Origin of the sequence: Flavobacterium sp. UBA6135 (assembly GCF_002428305.1) — a bacterium.
Classification (GTDB): domain Bacteria; phylum Bacteroidota; class Bacteroidia; order Flavobacteriales; family Flavobacteriaceae; genus Flavobacterium.
The window spans coordinates 162,962-187,794 of sequence record NZ_DIVJ01000023.1 but is presented as its reverse complement, the minus strand read 5'-3'; the positions used below and the strand labels follow the sequence as shown (position 1 = coordinate 187,794).

Here is a 24,833-nt window from a genome sequence, read left to right as displayed (position 1 = left end):
CTTTATATCCCAACAAATAATTTTTAAATAAATCTTCACCTCGTTGTAAAAAGTTACTTCCGTTTCTTAAAATGGTTTCGTTTTCACCAATTTGATTGTATAGATTCTTGAATTTAATAGTGTTGTTGTTATTAATTTTCAAAATCCAGTTGGACAAAAGGGTTACTCTATTTTCTTTCTTGTACGTATCATCACGATAATCAAACCATAAGGGAGGTCTTGTTTCTCCTTCATTTAAGCTGGTATATCTTGAAAATTGTCTTCTGTAATATTGAAAACCTTCAGAATAATTTAAGGCATTAACGGTTGTTAATTTCATGCCGTTTTCAAAGTTGATATTTCTACCCAAACTAAATCCTACACTATTGTCAAAAAATGCAGTAGATTGAGTTGGATTAAAATTATTTTTTAAACGTTGTGATGCAGCAGCATTTACACCTGGTAAATCATTAATTTGTGTTTTACTGGGAAACCCTCTGGGTAAAGCTCTATAGGTTAAATCAAATCCTAAAAAGTCTGTATCTGATCCTTCACTTTGAAAATAATCTTCAAAAGATGTGTTTGCTCTATATCCAATACCAAAATTTACTTTTGTAAATTCTGCAGTGCTCTCAGAGGTTGTAATGGAAATAATTCCTCCTGAAAAATCACCTGGTTTGTCAGCAGAAGCCGTTTTGTAAATAACAATTTTATCAATAGCATCCGTAGGAATCAAGTCAAATGAAAACGTTCTTTTGTCAACCTCTGTACTTGGTGCGATGGAGTTGTTGATTAATACATTATTATATCGTTCACTTAAACCTCTAATCATTACAAATTTTCCGTCAACAATAGTTACGCCCGGAACACGTTGTACGGCTTCAGCTGCATTTCCATCCGTTCCTTTACTGATTTGTTCCGCAGAAATAGCACTAACAACTTGTTTGGCTTCTTTCATTTCGGTCATGATGGCAACGTCTGTATTTTTTCTTCTTGTTGTAGCAACGGTAACGTCTTGAAGCATCACCCCATCACCACTTGTCATAGCTCTGTTTATGGTAAGTGTTTGATTTGCCTTTACAACTACAGGCACATCTATAGTTTGATAGCCCAAGAAACTTAATTCTAATACATAGCTTCCCGGTTCCACTTGAAGTGTAAATTTACCTTGTATGTCAGTGGTAGTTCCTATTGTTGTACCTTTAATTAAAGCATTTGCAAAAGGTAAAGGCTCATTATTCATATCTTTGTCAGTAAGTGTACCTGTAATGGTTCCTTTTTGAGCATAGGAAAAAACACTTAAAAAGAGTGCAATAAATAATAAAGTTTGTTTCATCGATTTGTTTTTTTTATTCGATGCAAAGAAAGACACTACAAGTAAACTCGGAGTTAGCAACCTGTTACCAATTCGTTTTATATATGTTACCAAAAAGTTACTACATTAAATTACTGTTAACACCGTGTTTCATTTTGTATTATATTTATCTTTACAAACCAAAACAAGTAACTAAAGCGTTATGAAAAAAAAGGAAATAAAAATCTTATTAGTTGATGATGAGCAAGATATACTTGAAATTGTAGGATACAATCTTGCACAAGAAGGCTATCAAATTGTTACAGCAACCAACGGAAAAGAAGCTGTTCAAAAGGCAAAAAAAGAAATTCCTCAACTCATTATTATGGATGTAATGATGCCGGAAATGGATGGTATTGAAGCATGTGAACACATTCGAAAGATTCCTGAATTAGCCAATACAATTATAACGTTTCTAACCGCAAGAAATGAAGATTATTCTCAAGTAGCCGGTTTTGATGCAGGTGCAGATGATTATATCGCAAAGCCAATCAAACCAAAAGTTCTTGTTAGTAAAGTTAAAGCCTTGTTGCGTCGTTTGAAAGAAGATAATCAAGAAGGAGATGTGTTAAATGTTGGTGGTATTGAAGTGAATCGTGAAGAATACAAAATTGTAAAAGAAGGAAGAGAAATAATTTTACCGCGTAAAGAATTTGAATTGTTTTATCTGTTAGCTTCAAAACCCGGTAAAGTATTTAAACGGGAAGAAATTTTGGATAAAGTCTGGGGAAATGAAGTAGTAGTTGGCGGTAGAACAATTGATGTACATATCCGAAAATTAAGAGAAAAAATTGGTGACGAATTCTTTAAAACCATCAAAGGGGTTGGTTATAAAATTGAATTATAAATTACTTTTTTAAACCAACTGATTATTTTATCCTACTTTTGGGCTGTTAATGACGTATAAATGGCCTTGAATTTTAAAAAAACGTATAAGTTTGCTGTCAAATCAGCACTATATATCACCTTATTCTCAACAGGTGTTGTTGCTCTTATTTTACATCTTGTAACGGAAGTAAATTATCCCGTTTTAGTCCTGTTTTTTTTAGCAATATATCTCTTTTCTTTTTTTGTGATTCAATACAGAGTAGAACGATTCATTTACCGTAGAGTAAAAAAAATCTATGACGATGTGTCTTTATTAGACTCAACTACGTTCAGAAACCAGCCTATTACCACAGATATGGCGACGCTTACCAAACAAGTAAAAAAGTTTGCAACAGACAAAAAATTAGAAATTGAAACCTTAAAAATTAGAGAAGAATACCGAAGAGAGTTTTTAGGTAATGTTTCTCATGAATTAAAAACGCCATTATTTACCGTTCAAGGATATATTTCAACGTTGTTAGATGGTGCAATGGATGATAAATCGATTCGAAAAAAATACCTCGAACGAGCTGAAAAAGGTGTGGAACGACTGATTTATATCGTGAAAGATTTAGACATGATAACCAAATTGGAAACCGGAGATTTAAACCTGGAATTTTCAGAGTTTGATATCGTGGAGTTGGTCAAAAATGTTTTTGAATTGCTTGAAATGCGTGCCAACAAAAAGAAAATAACCCTAACTTTTGATGCCAAATATGCAAAACCAATATTTGTTGTGGCTGATCAGGAAAAAATACAACAAGTGGTTACAAATTTGGTCATGAATTCAATCAAATATGGTAAAGAAGGAGGAACTACAGAAGTTAGTATTGAAGATTTGGTCAGCAATAAAGTCATTGTTAGAATTACAGATAACGGAGAAGGAATTCAAAAACAACACATTCCAAGACTTTTTGAACGCTTCTTTAGAGTGGATAAAAGTGGAGCACGTTCAGAAGGTGGTTCAGGACTTGGGTTGGCAATTGTGAAGCACATTATCGAAGGGCATAATGAAAAAATCTATGTTGAAAGCCAATATGGAGTGGGGTCAGAATTTTCATTTACGCTCGAAAAGCAAAAATAATTTTTTCCAATCCAAGTTCATATTGTAATGTTGTAATCCTTTATATAAATCAATCTCATATAAATTTTCAATAACAAACTTATCTTGTTTTGCATAAGGCACGATGCCTTCTTTTTTATATTTTTTAGCTAAATATTCTTGTTCAAATTGACCTGGAGTTGGAATAAAAAAGGCCTTTTTTTCTAATTTTGCCAAATCCATTACGGTGGTATAACCAGATCGACAAAGAACCATCTCACTTTCATTAAAAGTTTGTTCCAATTGTTTGGAAGTCATAAAATTGTAAAATGTGATGCTAGCCACTTGCTCTGTTTTTTGTTCTGATTCAACAACGCCTCTAATAAAAATCACATCACCAATATAGCGTTTAAGTTCTTCTTTTAAGTGAGCCTCTAACATGCTTCGCTGAGGTTCCGGTCCTGAGAGAATAACCATTAAGTCATATTTTTTTGGCAACTCTATTTTGTTTAAACGGCTCAACGGACCAATGTAATTAATCTTAAAATGCGGGTTTTTTATATGGCCTAACTTTCCGGTTAGATTAGGTAATTCAGCAGAATCGGGAACCCAACATTCATTGTATTTTTTTATGATATATTGATGTAATTTACTGGTAATCCAACTTGTGTTTCCAGTTAAAACATTTAACTGATGGGTTATAAAAACCGAAGGCACTTTTTTGGAATAAACACCCAACCGATTGTCAGAAATAATACTAACCAATTGGTAGTCTTTTACCCATTTTTTGGTCAATTGACGCTCATGATAAATAGCCTCCATCATTTTCGGACTGTTTTTAATCAATTTCCACTTAAAAAACGCTCCGTTTTTTGCATATTCAATTTGATAAGAAGGTAATTCCAAGAAAATCAAATGCGGAAATTCTTTTTGAAGAATGTGAAGTGCAACTCCATCTGAGGCAATAACAGGCTCAAAGCCATTCTCCAATAGAGCTTCAACTATCGGAATACATCTTGTAGCATGGCCAAGTCCCCAATTTAAAGGAGCAACAAGAATTTTTGGCTTTTCTGTTTTCAAATCTTAATAACTCATTTAATAAATGTAAAAGTACAACTATTTTTGATTGAGTATATTTCCCTAATTTTACCAAAAAATTAAGTTACGTGGGAAGCAAGAATAAATTAAAACGATTTAAAGAAAACGAATCCTTTACAAATGTAATAGAACCAACTCGCGAAGAAGTGGTTTCAGGAGATTTTAAATGGAAAGGAAATTGGAACAAAGAGTTTTTTAAAAATGACAATCCAATAATTTTAGAATTAGGATGTGGTAAAGGAGAGTACTCTGTTGGTTTGGCCGAAAGATATCCGGATAAAAACTTCATTGGCATTGATATAAAAGGAGCCAGATTCTGGAGAGGAGCAAAAACAGCTGTTGAAAACCGATTACATAATGTTGGTTTTTTACGAACGCAAATAGAATTAATAGAATACTGTTTTTCGGAAAATGAAGTAGATGAAATCTGGATTACTTTTCCTGATCCACAAATAAAATACAAACGAACCAAACATCGGATGACCAATTCGGAGTTTTTACAACGCTATAAAAAAGTTTTAAAACCTAACGGGATAATGAATTTGAAAACCGATAGCGAATTCATGCATGGATATACATTGGGTTTACTACACGGAGAAGGTCACGAAGTTTTATATGCTAACCATAATGTATATAAAAATGAAGGAGCTCCCGAAGTAGTTACAGCGATTCAAACTTTTTATGAAAAACAATATTTAGAAATTAATAAAGCCATAACTTACATCCAATTCAGAATTAAATAAAAGAAAAATATTATTTAGAAAAAAATGAATCCAACTCTGCCACTTTTACTAGGAATTTCTACTGCTGTTATTGGAACATTGCCGCCTGGATTACTTAACATGACAGCCGCAAAAGTGAGCATGCGTGATGGAAGAAACAGAGCTTTGTGGTTTGCATTTGGAGCTTCAGTAATTGTTTTTTTTCAAACGCTATTGGCTGTTTTATTTGCTCGTTTTATTGATAGAAGAGCCGATATTAGTGCCGTTTTACAAGAAATTGGATTTGTGATTTTTAGTCTTTTAACCATTTATTTTTTGTGGGTTGCAAAAAAACCTAAAACAAATAAGAAAAAAGAAGAAGTTAAAATGCGTAGCAAAACCAGTCGCTTTTTTATGGGGATGTTATTGTCGTCTTTAAATTTATTTCCGGTGCCATACTATGTTTTTGTTAGTGTAACTTTAGGAAGTTATGATTACTTTATTTTTGATTCTTATTTTATATATACCTTTTCTTTCGGGACAGCCATTGCAGCTTTTTTAGTGTTTTTTGGGTATATCTCTTTCTTTAAAGGGAAACAAAATAATGCTTCTTTTCTCTCAAAAAATATTAACCATATTATTGGCTCAATAACAGGAATAGTAGCATTAATTACATTATTCAAAATAGTTTTCAGATAGTTTTTATTTTGGAAGAGAATTTTTTCAATAGAGTTTATGAATTAGTAAGACAAATTCCCGAAGGAAAAGTTACTTCCTATGGTGCCATTGCAAAAGCATTAGGTACTGCTCGTTCTGCCAGAATGGTGGGCTGGGCAATGAATGCTTCTCATGGTCTGGATAATGTTCCTGCTCATCGTGTGGTAAATAGAAAAGGAATGCTTACCGGAAAACACCATTTTGACGGCACCAATCTTATGCAACAATTGTTAGAAAACGAAGGAGTCAAAATTGTTGATAATCAAATTATAGAATTTGAAAAAGTTTTTTGGGAACCTAAAATTCAGGATTAATTGATTTGTACTACCAAAGTATTTAGTTGTATTTACAATAAAAATAAGTAGTAAATCGCTTACTAATACACCTACAAGAGCTTGACTTCCATCAATTTATTTGATAAAAAATGTTAAAAAGTTGCATGCCCATATAAATTAAACCTACTTTTGTTGCCCCCAATCCGGTTGTTTATATGAAAAAAACCTACTTTTTTTATGTAGTAATCATGCTATTTATTAGTGGATTACTAAATCTCTATTCTCAAAAAAACGCTCAGCAAGATAGTATCTCAAAATTAATTGAACTGAGCAGATCAAAGCTTTATGAAGATAAAGTAGCTGCCATTAAATATCTGGATATAGCTGAAAGTCTCTACCTAGAAAAATTTGACAAGAAAATATATGCCGATATTATATATGCCAGAGCAACAGTTTTTTATGTTTCTGCTGATTATCATTTGGCTTTAGAAAATTTCTTAGAAGGTTTAGAGATTTATCAAGAAATTAAAGATCAAGTTGGAATTTCTAAATCACTAACCGGAATTGGTTTAGTTGAAATGGGTTTGGAAAATTATGAAGTTGCCATCTATTATTTTAATAAAGCAATTGTCAATAAAAGCGAAAAGCAAGAATACATGAATGCAGCAAATTTTTTCAACAAAGGAATTGCCTTCATGGATTTGAATGTGTTAGACTCCTCGGAACATTACTTAAGAAAGTCACTTAAATTAGCTATTAAAAATAAACGTGTTGAAACGGAGCACATGGCCATCAATAGGTTTGGGCAATTAAATCTTCAAAAAGGGGAGATAGATTCAGCATTTTATTATTTTCAAAAATTACTTAACCATCCCGTGGAAATTAATACTTGGGAGAGAACTTTTGCTTATCGTGGTTTGGCACTCTATTATTTAGAAAAAAATAAATATGATATTGCAAATAAATATGCTAACGACGCAATTGTTTTAGCAAAAAAAATCCCATCAAAGTGGGAAATTTATATGAGTTATGAAGTTTTAAGTAAAATTGCTCATAACCAGAACAATGCTGTTTTAGCTTATGAATATTTGAAACTACACAACGTTTACAAAGATTCTGTTGTGGGTGAAAACGTGGCCAGAAAAGTAAAATACTTGCAGTTTCTTAAAAAAGAATCAGAATACAATAAATTAAATCTTGAAAAAACAGCAATTCAAAAGCAACTTCGAGACAATAAAATCATTGTGGTGTTGTTGGTTTTATTCGTTGGTTTTTTTGTTGTGGTCATCTATTTTCTATCTATTCAAGCACAAATTAAATCAAAATTTAATCGAGAATTAGGCGAGAAAAACGATAGTATTACTTTACAAAATGAAAACCTCGAAAAATTGAATACTACCAAAACAAAATTACTGTCTATTTTGTCACATGACATGAAAAGTCCTTTGGCTTCAATTGAGCAAGTACTTAGCATGTATCAGCAAGAGGTTTTAAGTAAATTAGAAAAAGAAGAATTACTTCAAAAATTACAAATACAAGTTGGTTACACCTTAGAAATGTTAAATAATATGGTTATTTGGGCTCAATCTCAGTTAGAAGGATTGAAAACAGAACGCATTTTATTAAATCCACATCTTACTTTAACAAATGTGATACAAAATGCACATTTAAGTTTAGAACTAAAAAACATAACCGTTGATTATATCAATTATTTAGAACAGGAAGTTTGGTGTGATCCAAATCATTTGAAGATCATTTTTCAAAACGTATTGTCAAATAGTATAAAATTTAGCTATCCAAATAGTAAGATTACAATTCATATGGAAGATTTTGCATCTGAAGTAAAAATTTATTTTACAGATAATGGTATTGGTCTAAGCAAAGAGTTAATGGCAGAATTGAATGATAAGAAAGAATCTGTAATAGCAAATGCAGGTACTTCAAATGAAATGGGAACAGGAATAGGATTACTTCTAATAAAAAACTTATTGAAGCTAAACCAAGGTCGTTTGGAAATAAAAAATAAACATAATAAAGGAGCTGTTTTTATTATTGTTTTAAAGAAGTAGTATGATTTTAAAAAAAGACTTATTTTACAGAAGCATAAAAAGTGTTGTCATTGGAGTTTTATTTATTCTCTTTATAATTGTTGGCTGGATGCGTTTGGTGATACATAAAGAGGAACGCATAGATAAAATGAATTTTTATCTTTTTTCTACAAAAGACAGAATAGAACAAACTTTAAAAAACAGTCATACTGCTTGTATTACTTTAGCGATGACCATTAATGATAAGGGTGAGCCGCATAATTTTGAACAGATAGCAGAAGAATTAATCAAAAGTAATAAAGATTTTGATGCAGTTCAGTTAGTTCCTGGTGGAATAATCAAATATGTATATCCTCTTGAGGGAAATGAAAAAGCCCTTGGTCTTAATATTCTAAATAAAAAAGAAGACCCCATTATTTCTTATGAGGCCAATAAAACCATTTTACAAAAAAATATTTATTTTTCCGGACCATTTGAGCTTGAACAAGGAGGAGTAGGAATTGTAGGTAGAGTTCCTGTTTTTAAAAATAATGCGTTTTGGGGTTTTTCGGCCGTTATGATTAAACTTTCTACTTTTTTAGACAATGTCGGGCTCTCAAAATGGCAAAATGAAGAGTTTAGTATACAGTTTTCGAAAACAAATCCCTTTGATAAATCAAAACAATTTTATGTAAAAGAGCATCCTTCACCTTATGATTATAATTATGTAACGACCGAACTTTCAAATGAGAGCTGGAAACTATATATTATAGACAACAAAAGAGGAGCATTCTTCTTTGACTTACTTTTAGAGTTTGTTATGTTTTTGTGTTTATTTCTACTTTGTGTAATTGGAATTGATTATTTTTTCAAAAAATTTATATTTCTCGAACAAAAATTAAGTTTACAAGAAGATAAACTTTTAGAAAACGAAAAGTTATTTAAAGCAGTTTTTGATGGAGCAGCAATTGGATTAATTCGAATAAATAAACAGTCAAGAAAAATTGAATTAGCCAATGACCATTTCAATAAAATGTTAGGTTATGAAGCAGATGAACTGTTAGGTAAAACAACCAGTCAAATCAGTTTTCCTGAAGACAGAATGTTAAATGAAGTCAATCTTGGTTTATTAGCTCAAAATAGCATCACACATTTCACAGTTCAAAAAAGGTACTTACATAAAGAGGGCTATCCAGTTTGGTGTAACTTAACAGTTTCTGAGTTTACTGATAACAAGAATACAGAATATTATCTTGGCGTTGTTGAAAACATTAGTCATCAAAAAGAAATTGAACTAAAAAATATATTTAATCAAATTCGATTTGAAAGCCTGTTCAATGATTCCCCAATACCCATGTGGGAAGAAGATTTTTCTGAAATCAAGGCTTATTTAAATAGCCTGAATCTTTCAGAAAAAAATGAAAATGAACTCACGGAATATTTAAACCACAATCCTGCAGTAATTGAAAATTGCATCGAAAAAATTAAAGTTATTGAAGTCAACACAGCTTGCGTGAAATTACATGAGGCAGAAAATAAAAAACATTTAATTCAAAATCTGAAGAATTTGTTCCCAAGCGAAGCATATGAAACGTTCAAAAACCAAATATGTAGCATTTTATTAAATAAAAAACATTTTAAAGAAGAAACTTTTACATTGACAATTAATGGACAATTAAAACACATCAATTTTCAATGGAAAGTTATGACTGAGTTTGAAAATAATTATGAACGCGTAATCATAACGACTGAAGATATTACCGAAAGGAAACACCAAGAACAATTGGTAAAAATTTCTCAAGAAAAAATAAATAATTTAATCAATACAATTGAAGGTATTGTTTGGGAAGTTGAAAAAGAAGGATTTGTTCCAGTTTTTATTAGCGACAAAGTAGAAATCATTCTAGGATACAATAAGGAAAACTGGCTAAACGATCCGCAATTTTGGCTGAATATTATTTATGAAGAAGATAGGGAAAAAGTGATTAAAGATTATTTTGCCTTGAGTAGAGAGTCAAACCAGTTTACTCAGGAATATAGAATGGTTAACAAAAGGGGCAACTTAATCTGGATTCGAAATTATATCAGTATCGTAAAAAATACAGGGAGTAACGATAAGGTGAGAGGTATAATGATAGAAATCACAAAATTCAAAGAAGTCCAACTAAATTTGAATGCATCTCTGGAAATAGTAACCAATCAAAACAAAAGACTTTTAAACTTTTCTCACATTGTTTCACATAACCTTAGGTCGCATTCAAGTAATATTTTGGCCATCAGTCATTTGATTGAAAACACAGCTTGCGAGATTGAAAAGAATGACTATTTCAAAATGATAAGAGATGTTGCTTTTGAATTGAATCACACATTAAGCAATCTGAATCAGCTGACCATTTCCGAGGATAATCCAAATTCTAAAAAAAATGTAATCAATCTATATGGTGCAGTTGAATCAGGCATTGCTTATCAAAAAATGGCAATAGAATTATCAAAAGCAACTATTGAAAATAACATTTCAAAAGATTTGTTCATTTCATTCAATGCCGATTATTTGAACAATGTTATATATAATTTATTATCAAATGCTTTAAAATTTAGAAATACTGAAAAAAAGACAATTGTTCGATTCAAAGCATTTGCAAAAGAAAACTATTTGTTTTTCGAAATTATAGATAATGGTTTGGGTATAGACCTACAAAAAAACAAAAGTAAATTGTTTCAGATGAATAAAATTTTCCATCTCAATATTTCAACTCGTGGACTCGGATTGTTTATGACAAAAAATAAGATTGAAGCAATGGGAGGAACAATAGATGTAGAGAGTAAAGTAGGAATTGGAACGAAATTCACTGTTAAAATGCCTATAATAAATTAAATTTTATCTAACTTAGCTGAAAAGATTTATAATGAATCAAGAGCTAAATGTTTTTGTAATTGATAATGATCAAATTTATTTGACGATAACACAAAAATTGTTATCCAAAATTTCAGATACGTTTACAGTTTCTATTTTTTATGACGGCATAGAGGCTTTTTCCGCATTAAAAACACTAATAGATGTAAAATCTAATCACTTGCCCGACATAATTCTTCTTGATTTGGATATGCCAATTATGGACGGTTGGGACTTTTTGGAGAATTATAGAAAAATTGGTGTAAATAATCATAAAAACATTCCTATTTACATTGTTACTTCTTCAATTGCTCTAGGGGATGTGACAAAAAGTGAAAATTATCCTGAAGTACAGGGTTATCTGGTTAAACCACTCAATATCGAAATCTTAAAAAGCGTACTGAAGCCTTAAGATATTTTTTTAAAGATCAAGTTTCTTTTAAAGGATTTAGGAAGAATAGTAAAAATGACAATTACAACGATTATTTTATCCATACAACAGATTTATTTTTTTCAAAATTAACAGACACATACTTTTACTCCACCATAGCATTAGTAGGTTAAGTTTATGGTAGATTTGGGGCAAAAAAGGTACGCAATGCGTACCTTTTTTATTTTAATGAAATGTAAAGTTCCTCCTTTATTCTACTTTTGAAAATCAATTTTAATTTTACTTATCAAATCGATATAATTTTACTTTTAAACGATTTTTTATTCATTTTAACAGAAATATTTTTTTTGATGATAATATTCCACATACTTTTACTCCACCATAGCATTAGTAGGTTAAGTTTATGGTAGATTTGGGGCAAAAAAGGTACGCAATGCGTACCTTTTTTATTTTATTTACTTTTTAAATATAAGCGTGCCTTCCAAGGTTTTCTCACCACCAATTTCAATCATTGAGCTTCCAAGTATAGTTATGGTTGATTTAATAAAATCACTAGTCTCTGCTTTGTAAATGTTGTCTACATATTTTTGAGGATTTCTGTCAATATATGGAAACCATGTACTGTGAATTTGAATCATGATGCGATGTCCTTTTTTGAAAGTATGCAAAACATCTTGCAGCGGAAATTCAACGTTGGTTTCTGTATTTGAAACAAAAGGTTCGGGTTTCTCAAAACTATTTCTAAAACGACCCCTAAAAGTTTCGCTTCGCACCAATTGTTGGTAACCACCCATAATGATGTTCTCAGGATTGTGCTCATACTTTGGATAATCTTGCGGATAAACATCAATCAGTTTTACAATAAAATCGGCATCTGTACCCGTCATGCTAACTTTTAGTCGAGCCATTATTTCTCCTGCTAAAGTGATGTCATTTTCCAAAACATCAGTCTCAAAAGTCAATACGTCAGGCCGTGTGGATGCATGTCGCTGATCATCACTCATAAATCGTCTCGGGGTAAAAGTCAACCCTTCTGTTTGAGAAGTATAAGGAACCGGTTTTGAGGGATCACTCATATAACTAAATTGAACAGTAGGGTCTGAAGCTTGATTAACTAAAAGTTTTCCGTTTTCTGCAAAGTAAAGTTGTATTGGCTGATAACCTTTTGGTGGCCACGCATTAAATGTTTTCCATGCTTTGATTCCGGTATCATACATATAAGCTTCCGGAAGTGTGTTTTCCCCCTTGCTTTTTAAATGATATGCAAAAAAGTTTCGTTCAATTTCTTTTTGATAAAAAGTAGAAATACTGTCGCCAAAATAGATATGATTATGGGTAGATTTGCCTCGTTCTCTAGCCCAATCACCGTGAGCCCATGGACCCATAACTAAAGTATTTGTTGTTTTTGGATTGTTTTTTTCTATCGATTTATAGATATTTAAAGGGCCATATAAATCTTCAGCATCAAACCACCCGCCAACGGTCATAACGGCGGGAGTTACATTTCTGAGATGAGGCAAAATATTTCTATCCTGCCAAAAATTGTCATAATTCGGATGGTCAATAATTTGTTTCCAGAAGAAATTATCATAATGATACTTCTCAGTCAAGGTTTTTAAAGGGCCTAAATTTAAATGAAATTGATAACCATCTGCCACTTTTTGTGATCTAAATCGTTGCGATGCTTCCGTATACCAATTCTCTTTTGTCAATTCTTGTTTGTGATATCCAAAAACAGAAAATGCAGCAGAATAGCTTTGTAAAAAAGCACCCATATGATGAAAGTCATCAAAAAAGAAATCAGAAATTGGAGCTTGTGGAGAAGCAGCTTTTAAAGAAGGATGTGCATCCGGTAATGCCGCAGCAGAATAAAAACCGGGATAGGAAATCCCATATATACCAACTCGGCCATTATTGGGTTTGATGTTTTTGAGCAACCACTCTATTGTATCCCATGTGTCTGAACTTTCATCTATTGCTGTTTTGTTTTTTGGATTGTTGCCTGGTATATTCGGACGCATATTATCAAAAACACCTTCGCTCATGTAACGGCCACGAACATCTTGATACACCAAAATATATTTATCGTCAACTAAAAAAGGCGATGGTGTTCTAACATTAAAATTATCAGAACCGGATGCATTATAACACGTTCTGTTCATTAAAAAAGGATAAGTAGTAGCTTTATCTTTTGGGGTATAAACAATTGTATAAAGTTTGATTCCATCTCGCATTGAAATATAATGCTCACTTTTGACATAATGTTCCCGCATATAATCGGAATCAATTTTTGGACGTTGGGCAAATAAAGCAAAATTCAAAAAAAGGATAAAGAATATTATTTTTTTCATAAGGAAAGGGTTAGCAGTGCTTTAAATTATTCTTGAATCAAAAATAGGAAATACTTTTCGGAACAATTGTTAATGTATGCTTTAAATTAGTTAGTTGTTTTTATGTACAAGTTCTTGATCCAAATCAAAAAAATACAATCTTAATTTGATTGAAACATTTTAATTTCTTTAACTACTGTTTCAGCCAAAATCCTATTATCTTTGCAATCTATAATTAGTTTAAATAAAAAGGGTTATTTTCATAATCTGTTATCTTTAATTTAGACGCTACAATTTTATATTTTATAATGAAACTCGAACGAAAAGAAATACTAAAAGCTCTGGAAACCATAACAATAGCCGGAGAGGGAAAAAATATGGTGGAAAGCGGAGCAGTAACAAATGTACTAACTTTTGGAGATGAAGTGGTTGTGGACTTGGTTTTGAACACCCCAGCGTTACACATCAAAAAAAGGGCTGAAGTAGACATCATTAAAACCATTCATGATTTGGTTTATGAAAAAGCTAAAGTAAAAGTGAACATTAAAGTTGAAGCTCCCGAAAAAACTGAAAACCCTAACCTGATCAAAGGAAAACCAATTCCGGGAATTAGCAACATTGTGGCCATTGCTTCCGGCAAAGGAGGCGTTGGAAAGTCAACCATAACAGCCAATATTGCTGTGACTTTAGCAAAAATGGGATTCAGCGTAGGTGTTTTAGATGCAGATATTTACGGGCCATCCATGCCGATTATGTTTGATGTTGAACAAGCAAAACCTTTATCCGTTGAAGTTGACGGCAAATCAAAAATGAAACCTGTTGAAAGTTATGAAGTAAAAATACTTTCCATAGGATTTTTTACAAAACCCGATCAAGCCGTAATTTGGCGAGGACCAATGGCAGGTAAAGCCCTTAACCAAATGATTTTTGATGCCGATTGGGGACAATTAGACTTTTTGTTAATTGACCTGCCTCCCGGAACCGGCGATATTCATTTGTCAATAATGCAATCCCTTCCCATAACCGGAGCTGTAGTTGTCAGCACACCTCAAGCCGTGGCATTATCAGATGCCAAAAAAGGGGTTTCCATGTTTTTGTCTGAAGCTATAAATGTTCCTGTTTTGGGAATAATAGAAAATATGGCCTATTTTACACCGGAAGAATTACCTAATAATAAATATTATATCTTTGGTAAAGAAGGAGCAAAAAATTTGGCTGAAGATTTAAATGTACCTCTTTTGGGGGAAATACCGTTAGTTCAAAGTATTCGTGAAGCAGGAGATTACGGACGTCCGGCAGCTATGCAAACCGGGACTGCTTTAGAAGCCGCTTTTGAAGAAGTGACAAGAAATGTAGTACAACAAGTTGTGAACAGAAACGAAGGTTTGCCTCCAACTGAAGCAATAAAAATCACAACAATGGCTGGATGTTCAGCTGTAAATAAGAAATAATGACAAAAGAAGAAATTAGATTAGAAATCGAAAAAGCATTAGATGAAATCCGCCCTTTTTTAGAATCAGATGGTGGCAACATCTCTCTAATTGACGTCTTGGATGACAAACATGTAAAAGTTCGATTAGAAGGTGCTTGTGTTGGGTGTAGTGTGAATCAAATGACCCTTAAAGCAGGAGTTGAAACAACAATAAAAAAATATGTACCACAAATTGAAACCGTTGAAAACGTAGCCTAAATTTTTTTGATGTAACTATAAGGGGTGGACTATCCACTACGTCCCGATAGTTATCGGGATTGCTTCAATTCTGCAAGTTCCTTCGTAGCTTTGGGCTTTCCGCAACAATCACTTACGCAATTTGTGCCAACTGATAAATGTCATATACAAAAGAAAAAAGAAAAACTACTTTCGCCAAGTAAACCTAAAAAGAACTCAGCAACTCAGCTTCTCAGTAACTCAGAATCTCAGTAACTCAGAATCTTAGCAACTTAAAATAGAATGATACAAACTGATATACTCATTATTGGTGCTGGCCCGACAGGGCTTTTTACTGTTTTTGAAGCAGGACTTTTAAAATTAAAATGCCATTTAATTGATGCTCTTCCGCAACCCGGAGGTCAGTTGGCAGAACTTTATCCCAAAAAACCTATTTATGATATTCCTGGTTATCCCGAAGTTTTAGCAGGTGATTTAGTAACCAACTTAATGGAACAAATTAAACAATTCCAACCCGGATTTACTTTGGGAGAAACTGCTGAAACAATCGATAAATTAGAAGATGGAAGTTTTATTGTTACCACAAACAAAGGAACGCAACATCATGCAAAAGCGATTGCTATTGCCGGAGGATTAGGAACTTTTGAACCTAGAAAACCTTTGTTGAAAGATGTAGAGTTTTATGAGAAAGAAGGTCGTGGAATTGAATATTTTGTTAAAGACCCGGAACTTTTCAGGAATAAAAAAATTGTAATTTCAGGAGGGGGTGATTCTGCATTAGACTGGAGCATCTTTCTTTCTGACGTTGCTTCAGAAGTAACTTTGGTTCACAGAAGAAATGAATTTAGAGGAGCTTTAGATTCCGTTGAAAAAGTACAAGAATTAAAAAACGAAGGGAAAATAAAATTAATTACACCGGCAGAAGTAGTTGGTTTCAAAGGATCAGAACGAATTGAATCCGTTGATATAGAAATTAACGGAGCTCGAATGAATGTGGAAACAGATTATTTTATCCCCTTATTCGGACTCACGCCAAAGTTGGGTGCCATTGCAAATTGGGGTTTAGAAATCGAGAAAAACGCCATTAAAGTGAATAATGCTCTAGATTATCAAACCAATATTGAAGGAATTTATGCTATTGGTGATGTTAATACCTATCCCGGAAAACTAAAACTGATTTTATGTGGGTTTCACGAAGCCACTTTAATGTGTCAAAGTGTTTACAGCAGATTAAACCCCGGTAAAAAATATGTTTTAAAATATACAACGGTTTCCGGTGTAGATGGTTTTGATGGGACACGAAAAGAAGCTGAAAAAGCAGTTGTTAAATCGATTGAATAAAAATATGTCAAAAGACATCACTATTAAAATTACAGACCGAAATGGAGTTCAACACGAAGTGCAAGCTCCAACAGACATGAACATGAATCTTATGGAAGTGATTCGTGCTTTTGAATTGGCAGAGGAAGGAACGATAGGAATATGTGGGGGGATGGCAATGTGTGCTTCTTGTCAATGTTATGTTTTAAATGAAGTACCCTTGCCGGAAAAATCTCCTGATGAAGAGGCAATGCTCTGGGAGGCTTATCATGTTCAAGAAAACAGTAGATTAGGATGCCAAATTCATATTAATCAAGAAATAGAAGGTTTAGAAGTTCAAATAGCACCAGAACAATAGTTAAATCCCCAAAATATTTTTCGCATCAGGTAATATCCTTTCAACAAATTTTGAATAAGCTAATTTTGACGGATGTAAATTATCTGAAGCAACCAAATCTGGATTATTCAGTCCATTTCGTGTAATATCGGTAATGTTTATAAAAATTATTCCTTGAGATTCCGCATAATTTTTAGCAAACAAATTATAATTGTCCAATTCATTTGAAATTGATTGCGGATTTGAGCTTGATTGTCCAAAAGGAGTAAAAGCATAATCCGGAATAGAAATTACAATTACACGATTTTTATTTCCTTTTGCCAAAATAATTGCTTTCTGAAGTAACTCAGGAAATTCAGTTTCGTACAACAAAAAAGGTTTGTTTTGATATTGGTTATTAACGCCAATTAATAATGTTACCAGATCATATTCTGAAATTAAATTTTCATTAGTAATTGCTGTTTTTAAATTGCTCGTAGTCCAGCCGGTTTGAGCAACTACTTTTACCGTAATTTTGTCTGAAGCATTTAAATGATTTTTCAAACTGTCTTTTAATTGTTCAGGAAACCGACAAGTCTCACAAACACTTTGACCGATGGTATAACTATCCCCTAATGCTAGATAATGGTATTCATTTTGAATTTGAATTTCTTCTGTTTCCAAATGGTTTTCATTGTCAGAGCATCCTAATAATGTTAGAATGGTAAGAAATAGGCAAGCGAAAACTTTTCTCATGAATTACAACTTTTACTTTTTAAATAACTAGGGATGACAAACTTCTTTTTGAAGAATTTTCTCCTCTATTGCATCCCAAAGGCCAATACGTTTTTCTAACGCTAAAACAGAGACTTCTGCTACTTCTTTCCATTTTGTTTCATTTTCGCCACATAATTCTGCTATCATCTTCATAGCCATCGGGCCATGTTCGTCGCCATCTAATTCAATATGTCTTTCAAAATAGTAGATAAGTTTTGCTAAATTAGTTTCAGGGAAGTTTTCTTGGAAGTTTTTAAGTATTGAAGTAAACATATCCGGAATTAAATCTTCTCTGCCAAATGTAAAAGCAGCAGCGATTTTGTGAGGTTTTCCCTCTTCAATTATTCTAAAAGTAAAATCTAAAAATGATTTTATTTTAGGGTCTAAATTACTTTGCTTAATCGAAACAAAAATGTTTTGAGTTTCTTGAATGTTTTCTAAAAATCTAGCAACCTCTTGGGTGTTAGAATCACACGTATTCATAGCGTCTAAATACATTTCAAAGTGACTTTGTCTTTTTCCGTCAAGTGAAATATCTGTTTCTTCTGCCAGTACAATCTCGTTAATCAAATACCTAATCTCTGGATTTCCATAGGGAATCCAAGGTGTTGTAGTGCACGTTAATTTTGATTGAAGTGCCTTTAAAAGAGACATAAAATCCCAAACAGCATAAACGTGGCCTTCTAGAAAGCTATGTAAATCGTCTGCAGTTTTTATGTTTTTGTATAAAGAATGATTTAAAAGTTGTAAACGAAGTGGCTCAATAGTTTGCTTAATGTTGTTAAAGTTCATAGCTTTTTTACTTCAAAAATAGAAAAGCTTCATGGTTTTACGAAATTTATATGATTGAAATTAATTATACACCGGTTTGATTTACTTATCAAAAGAAACACCAGCACTTTTTTTCAAAATAGAGAATATAAATCAACCTCTTTAGTAATTAAAATCAAATTTTTAAGAATTTTAATATAATTAATGAATTAAAGAAATAGTAAATATGTAATGGATTGCATAAATATTTATAAAAAATTAATAATAATTAAATAAAAAGTTTAAAATTTACGATTATCATAATAAACAAACTTAATTACTGTTAAAATAATGATTATTTTGATTAATATACTATTTTTGGTTACCTCAAATTTAATATAATCTAGTTTTAACGAAGCCTTTTTATTCTTTACACTGAAAAGATAGATTTTAAATAATTTAATATGATATTAAAAATGAGAAAAGCAGTATGCTATATTTTACTATTTCTTCCTTTTTATGTAAAAGGACAGCTATATGTAAAAAATAATTCGTTTTTGTATGTAGACAATCAATATATAACTGTTAGTAGTTATTTAAACTTAGCACCATCTGCAGCAGTTTATCTGAGGAATAACGGACAATTATTACAGAAAGAAGTTGCTTCAACAAACGAGGGGTTAGGGCAATTGTCTGTTTATCAAGAAGGAACGGTAAACAATTTTCAGTATAATTATTGGTGTTCTCCAGTGGGTAGTACTTCTACGTTAGGTAATAATCCTTTTGGTATTACTTTATTTCAAAGACCGGTAACTAAAACACAAAGTTTACCTGTTGTAACAACTGCTTCAAATAACGGATCAACAACAGATACAAGTTTAACTATATCTTCAAAATGGATTTATCGATTTTTATCTTCTGAATTTTATTCGCAGTGGTTGCATACAGGTGCTGCAATAAATATTGTAACTGGACAAGGATTTACAATGAAGGGCAGTTCAGGTTTTGATTCCACACAGCCTTATGCTGGGATAGTTCCAAACAATGCATCTGGGACAAGTCAACGCTATGATTTTAGAGGTAGACCTAATTCAGGCACAATCTCTATTGAAGTAGCAGCAAATAAATTCACATTAACCGGAAATCCATATCCTTCTGCGATTGACTTAAACCTTTTTTTAACGGATTCTGAAAACACACCTTTTATTGACGGAACTGCTTTATTTTGGGAACACGACAAAACGGTGAATTCACATGTAGTATCGAATTATCGCGGAGGTTATGGTGTTTATAATGGTTCAACTAGTGTTTATACGCCTGCTACTTTTTATAATTATGATATTGGCGGAAATCAAGGCACCGTTGCCAGCAATCCATTGAATAGTTACGAAAGACGTTTTTCTCCCATAGGACAAGGATTCATGATAAGAGGTTTGGCAGACGGTACGGTTAAAATGAAAAATACCCATAGAGTCTTTAGAAAAGAAGGCTTTTCAAATCAATCACAATTTGAACGTAATGCTAACACTGCTTCAACTAGTAACCCTACTGAAGATAATGAAAGTGATTTCTTTGGAGAAATTCCAAATTTAGCAGGTATTGATTATACACAAATTAATAAAAAACCGGCTCCTCACATTAAAATAAATACGCTTTTGAACAACCAAGCAATTAGACAATATGCAATTTGTTTTCTTTCTAATGCTACAGAAGGTTTGGATAATGCAGATTCAAAATCAGGCGATGGCACCAATTTACCTTTTGATTCTTATCTTTATTTAAATCAGCAAGAATACGTTCATTCAACAATGCCTTTTGCGGTTACAAATGTGTATCCAATAGGATTTAAATGTAACACTGAGGCAACTTTCAAAATTGGAGTTGTTGAAATGTGTGGCGTTTCCGGGTTTTTAGATGTTTATTTACATGATAAAGTTACAGGGGTGTACTATGATATAAAAAATAGTGAACAAACAATAATATTACCTGCCGGCACAAACAACACGCGTTATGAAATTACTTTTTTGAACGCTACTTTAAATGTCCCTGAACTTTTGGATAGCCAACTACTTGGGTATTCCAATTTAAAAGATAATTTATTGGTTATTAAGAACCCTAAAAATTTAGAATTAAACACTATTGATTTATTTGATCTTTCAGGAAAAAAAGTACTTCATTTTAAAAATATGGGATCCAACAGTAACTATGAATTTGATACAAGTTTGTTAGGTGATAGCATTCACATCCTTCAAATTACAACAAATGAATCTAAAAAAGCTTATACTCAAAAAATACCAATTTTTAAATAATTAGGTTGTAAAGAAAAAAGTCCTTCTAGGTTTAGAAGGACTTTTTATATTATTTAAACGCTTGTATTCCAGTTATATCAGCTCCCGTAATCAATAAATGAATGTCGTGTGTACCTTCATAGGTAATCACTGACTCCAAATTCATCATGTGTCTCATGATGGAATATTCACCGGTAATTCCCATCCCTCCTAAAATTTGTCTTGCCTCTCGTGCAATTTCAATTGCCATATTTACATTGTTTCTTTTTGCCATAGAAATTTGGGCAGTTGTTGCTTTTCCTTCATTACGCAAAACACCTAAACGCCAAGTTAATAATTGGGCTTTTGTGATTTCTGTAATCATTTCAGCTAATTTTTTTTGTTGCAATTGTGTTGCTCCAATTGGTTTGTCAAATTGAATTCTTTCTTTGGCATAGCGTAATGCAGTATCATAACAATCCATTGCAGCTCCAATTGCACCCCAAGCAATTCCGTATCTTGCAGAGTCTAAACAGCCAAGTGGAGCACCTAATCCTGATTTATTGGGTAATAAATTTTCTTTAGGAACTTTTACATTATCAAAAATTAATTCACCTGTTGCCGAAGCACGAAGTGACCATTTATTATGAGTTTCAGGTGTTGTAAAGCCTTCCATTCCTCGTTCTACAATCAAGCCGTGAATTCTTCCTTCTTCATTTTTTGCCCAAACAATAGCAATGTCTGCAAACGGAGCATTTGATATCCACATTTTAGCTCCATTCAATAAGTAATGATCGCCTTTGTCTTTAAAGTTTGTAGTCATTCCGCCCGGATTTGAACCATGATCAGGTTCAGTTAATCCAAAACAACCCATCATTTCGCCTGTGGCTAATTTGGGTAGGTATTTCATTCGTTGTTCTTCGTTTCCATATTTCCAAATAGGATACATAACCAACGAAGATTGAACAGATGATGTAGAACGAACTCCTGAGTCTCCTCTTTCAATTTCTTGCATGATTAATCCATAAGATATTTGATCTAAACCTGCTCCGCCATATTCCTCAGGAATATAGGGACCAAAACCGCCAATTTCTCCTAAACCTTTAATGATTTGAGTTGGAAATTCAGCACGTTGAGCATAATCTTCAATAATAGGTGATACTTCACGTTTCACCCATGCTCTAGCAGAATCACGCACTAATTTGTGTTCCTCGGTTAATAAATCATCTAGTAAGTAATAATCAGGAGCTTGAAATAAATCTGGTTTCATAAGTTGTGCTTTTATGAGGCAAAATGCAATCTCATCTTGGTTAATATTGATAACGAAAACGTTTGCAAAAGTAAGTAAAGAAATGTAACAAATCAATTAACGATTGTTATAATTTCCAAAAACAGACAATAAAAATGAAGTTACATTTTTAAATAAAAGTCTTTTGTTAAATCAATGTAGTCATTTGTATATTGATGCCGAGCTGTTTCAATAATCACTTCGTCAGCTTCTAAAGTGCTTAGTTCGTATCGTTTAAAAGCCAACAAACTTCTGACAATTGGAGTTGAAGAATTGCCTCTTACTCTTGTAATTTTCACGGGAAACAATTCAAATTCAGCACATAAATCAATAAATCTCTGTTCTTCTTTAAAAGGAAGTATTACTGCAAAAATTCCGTTTTCAGAAAGTAACAAATCTGCAGCTTCAATTAATTCGTCAAAAGGTAACGCATCTTGAAATCTTGCTAAATCCCGTTGCGAATTTTCAGTTTTATAATTTTCAGTATAGAAAGGAGGATTGGAAATGATTAAATCATATTCATCTTCGGGCTCATCAATAAACTCATCCAAGCCGGCATGAAAGCAAAACAAACGATCACTCCAAGGAGAGTTTTCAAAATTTTCAACACACTGTTCATATGCTTCTTCATCAATTTCCAGAGCATCAATTTGTTCTGCATTGCTTCTTTGTGCCAGCATTAAAGCGAGTATTCCTGTGCCAGCTCCAATATCTAAAATTGAAATGGGGTTGTTTTCAATCGGACACCAAGCACCCAATAAAACGGCATCCGTTCCCACTTTCATGGCACATCGGTCTTGTTGAACAGAAAATTGTTTGAATTGAAACATTTGAAATTAAAAGGAGGAAGTCCAGTGGGCTTCAGGTATTTTTTAAGAATTACAAAATCAAAATTAACGATTTTTGAATGAAGATTTTTGATTTCAATACTTGAAACTTGAAACTTGAAACCTGAAACGTTCTAAAGATACATCTCCACCAAACCTTCCGGTAAATTCATGATTACCTTTTTATTTTCACGATCAATTTTAACCAAAAAGTGATCAATCATTGGAATAAGCATTTCCACCGCACCATTCAAAACTTCAAAAAGTGGCTGAGCGGTTGAATCGTTTATAGAAACAATTTTTCCAAAAACACCAAGACGTTGGTCTTCAATTTCGAAGCCAATTACTTCGTGATAATAAAATTGATTTCCTTCTAATTTTGGAAGAAAAGAGAGAGGCAAATAAAGCTCGCAACCCATAATTGCATCTGCATCAGCTTCATTTTCTACATCTTCAAATTTAACCCTGAGAAAATCATTTTTGTGTAGCGAACTATTTTCAATAAAAAATGGAACCAAGTTTTTGTTTAATTCAACAAAAACTGATTCCATATTTTCATATAACTCGGGTTCGTCAGTGTCTAAATAGACTAACAATTCCCCTTTGAAACTAAATTTTTTAGCGATTTTGCCAAGATAGAAACATTCTTCTTTACGCATTATCGCAATTTATTAAGCTTCTTTTTCTTCATTTGATTCTTCAACAGCAGGAGTTTCTTCTGCAACTACCTCAGCAGCCACTTCACTTACTTCTTCTGTCACTTCTTCAGCAACCTCTTCAGTTACTTCTTCAGCTTTTAAAGCTTCTGCAGCAGCATTTGCACGTTTGTCATTAGCCGCTTTTTCAGCTTTTAATGCTTCCGCTTTTGCTTTTTCTTGTGCTTTGCTTAAACCTTCTTTTTTAGAAGTAACTTTGTTTGCTTTTTCTTCAATCCAAACTGCTAACTTAGCATCTGCTTGTTCTTGAGTTAAAGCTCCTTTTCTAACGCCGCCATCCAAGTGATGTTTCAATAACGCTCCCTTGTAAGAAAGGATTGCTCTTGCTGTATCTGTTGGTTGAGCACCATTATGTAACCATTGAACAGCACCATCAAGGTTCAAATCAATAGTTGCAGGATTTGTGTTTGGATTGTAAGTTCCTAATTTTTCTAGAAATTTACCATCTCTTTTTGAGCGAGCATCTGCTGCTACGATCCAGAAAAAAGGTTTTCCTTTTTTTCCGTGTCTTTGTAATCTAATTTTTACTGACATAATCTTGTGATTAAATTTTGAGGTTCTCGACCTCTGTTAATTAAGGGTGCAAATATACAAAAGTTTTCAATGTGCCCAACTCTAAACTGTCTTTTATTAAAAAATGTTCTGTTTTTCAAATTTTTATACAAATATTGAGGGCTATTTCAGTAGAAAAACTATTTTTGTATCACTAATGCAATTCAAATTTACCGAAATAATGAAAAAAATAGTTTCTTTTTTTGTAATGATAACACTCTTAAGCTCCTGCGAAGAGAATGTTAAATTCAATAACCCTTCTGTTCAAGGAAGATTGGATAATGCTACTTGGAGAGCCATAGATTTTCAAGCTTTTGTTGATTTAAATGGAGCTTTGACTATAAATGCATATACTTCCAATCAAGAATTAATTTTAAAAACCCCTTCACGTAACCCCGCCATATATATTTTAGGAGAAAATAGTGCAAGAAGTGCTTCTTTTACAACTAATTTTAGTGGCACTCAATTGATTTATGCAACTGGTGCAAATATTGGTGGTGACGGACAAATTGTAATTGATGAATACGATGCAGTTAATAATACAGTATCCGGTGAATTTAGATTTAATGCCGTAAATATTGAGAATAATCCTTTAGGGGCTGAATTGCTTAATATGCAAGAGGGTGTTTTTTATAAAGTACCTGTGTTTCCGGCTCAATAAATTCTTTATGAGTATA

Annotated in this window: 23 protein-coding genes; 14 read left to right on the top strand and 9 right to left on the bottom strand. The window is 32.5% G+C overall.

Annotated elements, in window-relative coordinates:
• Window positions 1-1,315: carboxypeptidase-like regulatory domain-containing protein (locus tag B3L86_RS06690; RefSeq protein ID WP_291116679.1), on the bottom strand; the 1,315-nt coding region annotated here is incomplete at its 3' end.
• A 181-nt stretch (window positions 1,316-1,496) separates the two neighbouring features.
• Here B3L86_RS06690 and B3L86_RS06685 point away from each other — a divergent pair.
• On the top strand, window positions 1,497-2,180 hold the full coding sequence (locus B3L86_RS06685; protein ID WP_291116677.1) for a response regulator transcription factor: 684 nt from the start codon (window positions 1,497-1,499) through the stop codon (window positions 2,178-2,180).
• Window positions 2,181-2,240: 60 nt separating this feature from the next.
• The gene (locus B3L86_RS06680) at window positions 2,241-3,284 is read left to right on the top strand and encodes a sensor histidine kinase (protein ID WP_291116674.1); all 1,044 of its coding nucleotides are present in this window, start codon (window positions 2,241-2,243) and stop codon (window positions 3,282-3,284) included.
• On the opposite strand, the gene B3L86_RS06675 is transcribed toward B3L86_RS06680, so the two are convergent.
• Window positions 3,258-4,322, bottom strand: a complete 1,065-nt coding sequence (locus B3L86_RS06675; protein WP_291116671.1) for a glycosyltransferase — start codon at window positions 4,320-4,322, stop codon at window positions 3,258-3,260. The genes B3L86_RS06680 and B3L86_RS06675 overlap by 27 nt on opposite strands.
• An 86-nt stretch (window positions 4,323-4,408) precedes the next feature.
• Here B3L86_RS06675 and trmB point away from each other — a divergent pair, with 86 nt between their 5' ends.
• The 6 genes from trmB (at window position 4,409) to B3L86_RS06645 (ending at window position 11,365) form a co-directional block, all read left to right on the top strand.
• Window positions 4,409-5,083 (top strand): tRNA (guanosine(46)-N7)-methyltransferase TrmB, encoded by a 675-nt coding sequence (gene trmB / locus B3L86_RS06670; RefSeq protein ID WP_291116668.1) that lies wholly within the window; start codon window positions 4,409-4,411, stop codon window positions 5,081-5,083.
• 24 nt (window positions 5,084-5,107) lie between these two features.
• Window positions 5,108-5,740, top strand: coding sequence for a LysE family transporter (locus B3L86_RS06665; RefSeq protein WP_291116665.1), 633 nt, complete (start codon window positions 5,108-5,110; stop codon window positions 5,738-5,740).
• A 5-nt stretch (window positions 5,741-5,745) separates the two neighbouring features.
• Window positions 5,746-6,072, top strand: coding sequence for an MGMT family protein (locus tag B3L86_RS06660; protein ID WP_291116688.1), 327 nt, complete (start codon window positions 5,746-5,748; stop codon window positions 6,070-6,072).
• 176 nt (window positions 6,073-6,248) lie between these two features.
• Window positions 6,249-8,102, top strand: a complete 1,854-nt coding sequence (locus tag B3L86_RS06655; protein WP_291116662.1) for a tetratricopeptide repeat-containing sensor histidine kinase — start codon at window positions 6,249-6,251, stop codon at window positions 8,100-8,102.
• A gap of 1 nt (window position 8,103) precedes the next feature.
• On the top strand, window positions 8,104-10,935 hold the full coding sequence (locus B3L86_RS06650) for a PAS domain S-box protein (RefSeq protein ID WP_291116660.1): 2,832 nt from the start codon (window positions 8,104-8,106) through the stop codon (window positions 10,933-10,935).
• A 31-nt stretch (window positions 10,936-10,966) separates the two neighbouring features.
• Window positions 10,967-11,365 carry a response regulator gene (locus B3L86_RS06645; protein WP_291116658.1) on the top strand — a complete coding sequence of 133 codons (399 nt, stop codon included), beginning with the start codon at window positions 10,967-10,969 and terminating at the stop codon, window positions 11,363-11,365.
• Between the two features lie 434 nt (window positions 11,366-11,799).
• Here B3L86_RS06645 and B3L86_RS06640 read toward each other — a convergent pair whose 3' ends face one another.
• Complete coding sequence (locus B3L86_RS06640) at window positions 11,800-13,695, bottom strand: CocE/NonD family hydrolase (protein ID WP_291116655.1); 1,896 nt, start codon at window positions 13,693-13,695, stop codon at window positions 11,800-11,802.
• 287 nt (window positions 13,696-13,982) lie between these two features.
• On the opposite strand from B3L86_RS06640, the gene B3L86_RS06635 reads away from it, so the two are divergent.
• From B3L86_RS06635 to B3L86_RS06620, 4 genes are all read left to right on the top strand, one after another.
• Entirely contained in the window at window positions 13,983-15,125 is a 1,143-nt protein-coding gene (locus tag B3L86_RS06635) for an Mrp/NBP35 family ATP-binding protein (protein WP_291116652.1), read from the top strand.
• Window positions 15,125-15,364: a NifU family protein gene (locus tag B3L86_RS06630; protein WP_291116649.1), complete on the top strand. Its 240-nt coding sequence runs from the start codon at window positions 15,125-15,127 to the stop codon at window positions 15,362-15,364. Before B3L86_RS06635 ends, B3L86_RS06630 begins: the two co-directional genes overlap by 1 nt.
• A gap of 261 nt (window positions 15,365-15,625) precedes the next feature.
• Window positions 15,626-16,684, top strand: coding sequence for an NAD(P)/FAD-dependent oxidoreductase (locus B3L86_RS06625; RefSeq protein ID WP_291116647.1), 1,059 nt, complete (start codon window positions 15,626-15,628; stop codon window positions 16,682-16,684).
• A 4-nt stretch (window positions 16,685-16,688) separates the two neighbouring features.
• Window positions 16,689-17,021 (top strand): 2Fe-2S iron-sulfur cluster-binding protein, encoded by a 333-nt coding sequence (locus tag B3L86_RS06620; RefSeq protein WP_291116645.1) that lies wholly within the window; start codon window positions 16,689-16,691, stop codon window positions 17,019-17,021.
• Here the strand turns inward: B3L86_RS06620 and B3L86_RS06615 are convergent, their stop codons facing one another.
• A complete protein-coding gene (locus tag B3L86_RS06615) occupies window positions 17,022-17,735 on the bottom strand; it encodes an SGNH/GDSL hydrolase family protein (RefSeq protein ID WP_291116642.1) in 714 nt (237 codons plus the stop codon). It abuts the gene before it with no gap.
• A 27-nt stretch (window positions 17,736-17,762) separates the two neighbouring features.
• Window positions 17,763-18,548, bottom strand: a complete 786-nt coding sequence (locus tag B3L86_RS06610) for a DUF3050 domain-containing protein (protein ID WP_291116639.1) — start codon at window positions 18,546-18,548, stop codon at window positions 17,763-17,765.
• 434 nt (window positions 18,549-18,982) lie between these two features.
• Here B3L86_RS06610 and B3L86_RS06605 point away from each other — a divergent pair, with 434 nt between their 5' ends.
• Window positions 18,983-20,815, top strand: coding sequence for a secretion protein (locus B3L86_RS06605; RefSeq protein WP_291116636.1), 1,833 nt, complete (start codon window positions 18,983-18,985; stop codon window positions 20,813-20,815).
• Between the two features lie 49 nt (window positions 20,816-20,864).
• On the opposite strand, the gene B3L86_RS06600 is transcribed toward B3L86_RS06605, so the two are convergent.
• The 4 genes from B3L86_RS06600 to B3L86_RS06585 all read right to left on the bottom strand — a co-directional run bounded on the left by B3L86_RS06600 (window position 20,865) and on the right by B3L86_RS06585 (window position 24,138).
• On the bottom strand, window positions 20,865-22,043 hold the full coding sequence (locus tag B3L86_RS06600) for an acyl-CoA dehydrogenase family protein (protein WP_291116633.1): 1,179 nt from the start codon (window positions 22,041-22,043) through the stop codon (window positions 20,865-20,867).
• Window positions 22,044-22,183: 140 nt separating this feature from the next.
• Window positions 22,184-22,891: a tRNA1(Val) (adenine(37)-N6)-methyltransferase gene (locus tag B3L86_RS06595; protein ID WP_291116630.1), complete on the bottom strand. Its 708-nt coding sequence runs from the start codon at window positions 22,889-22,891 to the stop codon at window positions 22,184-22,186.
• Window positions 22,892-23,022: 131 nt separating this feature from the next.
• Entirely contained in the window at window positions 23,023-23,547 is a 525-nt protein-coding gene (rimM, locus tag B3L86_RS06590) for a ribosome maturation factor RimM (RefSeq protein ID WP_291116627.1), read from the bottom strand.
• 12 nt (window positions 23,548-23,559) lie between these two features.
• A complete protein-coding gene (locus B3L86_RS06585) occupies window positions 23,560-24,138 on the bottom strand; it encodes a 30S ribosomal protein S16 (RefSeq protein WP_291116624.1) in 579 nt (192 codons plus the stop codon).
• Between the two features lie 199 nt (window positions 24,139-24,337).
• On the opposite strand from B3L86_RS06585, the gene B3L86_RS06580 reads away from it, so the two are divergent.
• Window positions 24,338-24,817 (top strand): DUF6252 family protein, encoded by a 480-nt coding sequence (locus B3L86_RS06580; RefSeq protein WP_291116621.1) that lies wholly within the window; start codon window positions 24,338-24,340, stop codon window positions 24,815-24,817.
• The last annotated feature ends 16 nt before the right edge of the window (window positions 24,818-24,833 follow it).

Excerpts from the sequence above, each read along its gene's own strand:
- B3L86_RS06610 (WP_291116639.1), bottom strand. The coding sequence starts at position 18,548 with ATGAACTTTAACAACATTAAGCAAACTATTGAGCCACTTCGTTTACAA.
- B3L86_RS06655 (WP_291116662.1), top strand. The coding sequence starts at position 6,249 with ATGAAAAAAACCTACTTTTTTTATGTAGTAATCATGCTATTTATTAGT.
- B3L86_RS06665 (WP_291116665.1), top strand. The coding sequence starts at position 5,108 with ATGAATCCAACTCTGCCACTTTTACTAGGAATTTCTACTGCTGTTATT.
- B3L86_RS06605 (WP_291116636.1), top strand. The coding sequence starts at position 18,983 with ATGAGAAAAGCAGTATGCTATATTTTACTATTTCTTCCTTTTTATGTA.
- B3L86_RS06595 (WP_291116630.1), bottom strand. The coding sequence starts at position 22,891 with ATGTTTCAATTCAAACAATTTTCTGTTCAACAAGACCGATGTGCCATG.
- B3L86_RS06685 (WP_291116677.1), top strand. The coding sequence starts at position 1,497 with ATGAAAAAAAAGGAAATAAAAATCTTATTAGTTGATGATGAGCAAGAT.
- B3L86_RS06635 (WP_291116652.1), top strand. The coding sequence starts at position 13,983 with ATGAAACTCGAACGAAAAGAAATACTAAAAGCTCTGGAAACCATAACA.
- B3L86_RS06580 (WP_291116621.1), top strand. The coding sequence starts at position 24,338 with ATGAAAAAAATAGTTTCTTTTTTTGTAATGATAACACTCTTAAGCTCC.
- B3L86_RS06620 (WP_291116645.1), top strand. The coding sequence starts at position 16,689 with ATGTCAAAAGACATCACTATTAAAATTACAGACCGAAATGGAGTTCAA.
- B3L86_RS06630 (WP_291116649.1), top strand. The coding sequence starts at position 15,125 with ATGACAAAAGAAGAAATTAGATTAGAAATCGAAAAAGCATTAGATGAA.
- B3L86_RS06640 (WP_291116655.1), bottom strand. The coding sequence starts at position 13,695 with ATGAAAAAAATAATATTCTTTATCCTTTTTTTGAATTTTGCTTTATTT.
- B3L86_RS06625 (WP_291116647.1), top strand. The coding sequence starts at position 15,626 with ATGATACAAACTGATATACTCATTATTGGTGCTGGCCCGACAGGGCTT.
- B3L86_RS06645 (WP_291116658.1), top strand. The coding sequence starts at position 10,967 with ATGAATCAAGAGCTAAATGTTTTTGTAATTGATAATGATCAAATTTAT.
- B3L86_RS06585 (WP_291116624.1), bottom strand. The coding sequence starts at position 24,138 with ATGTCAGTAAAAATTAGATTACAAAGACACGGAAAAAAAGGAAAACCT.
- rimM (WP_291116627.1), bottom strand. The coding sequence starts at position 23,547 with ATGCGTAAAGAAGAATGTTTCTATCTTGGCAAAATCGCTAAAAAATTT.
- B3L86_RS06650 (WP_291116660.1), top strand. The coding sequence starts at position 8,104 with ATGATTTTAAAAAAAGACTTATTTTACAGAAGCATAAAAAGTGTTGTC.
- B3L86_RS06680 (WP_291116674.1), top strand. The coding sequence starts at position 2,241 with ATGGCCTTGAATTTTAAAAAAACGTATAAGTTTGCTGTCAAATCAGCA.
- B3L86_RS06600 (WP_291116633.1), bottom strand. The coding sequence starts at position 22,043 with ATGAAACCAGATTTATTTCAAGCTCCTGATTATTACTTACTAGATGAT.
- B3L86_RS06615 (WP_291116642.1), bottom strand. The coding sequence starts at position 17,735 with ATGAGAAAAGTTTTCGCTTGCCTATTTCTTACCATTCTAACATTATTA.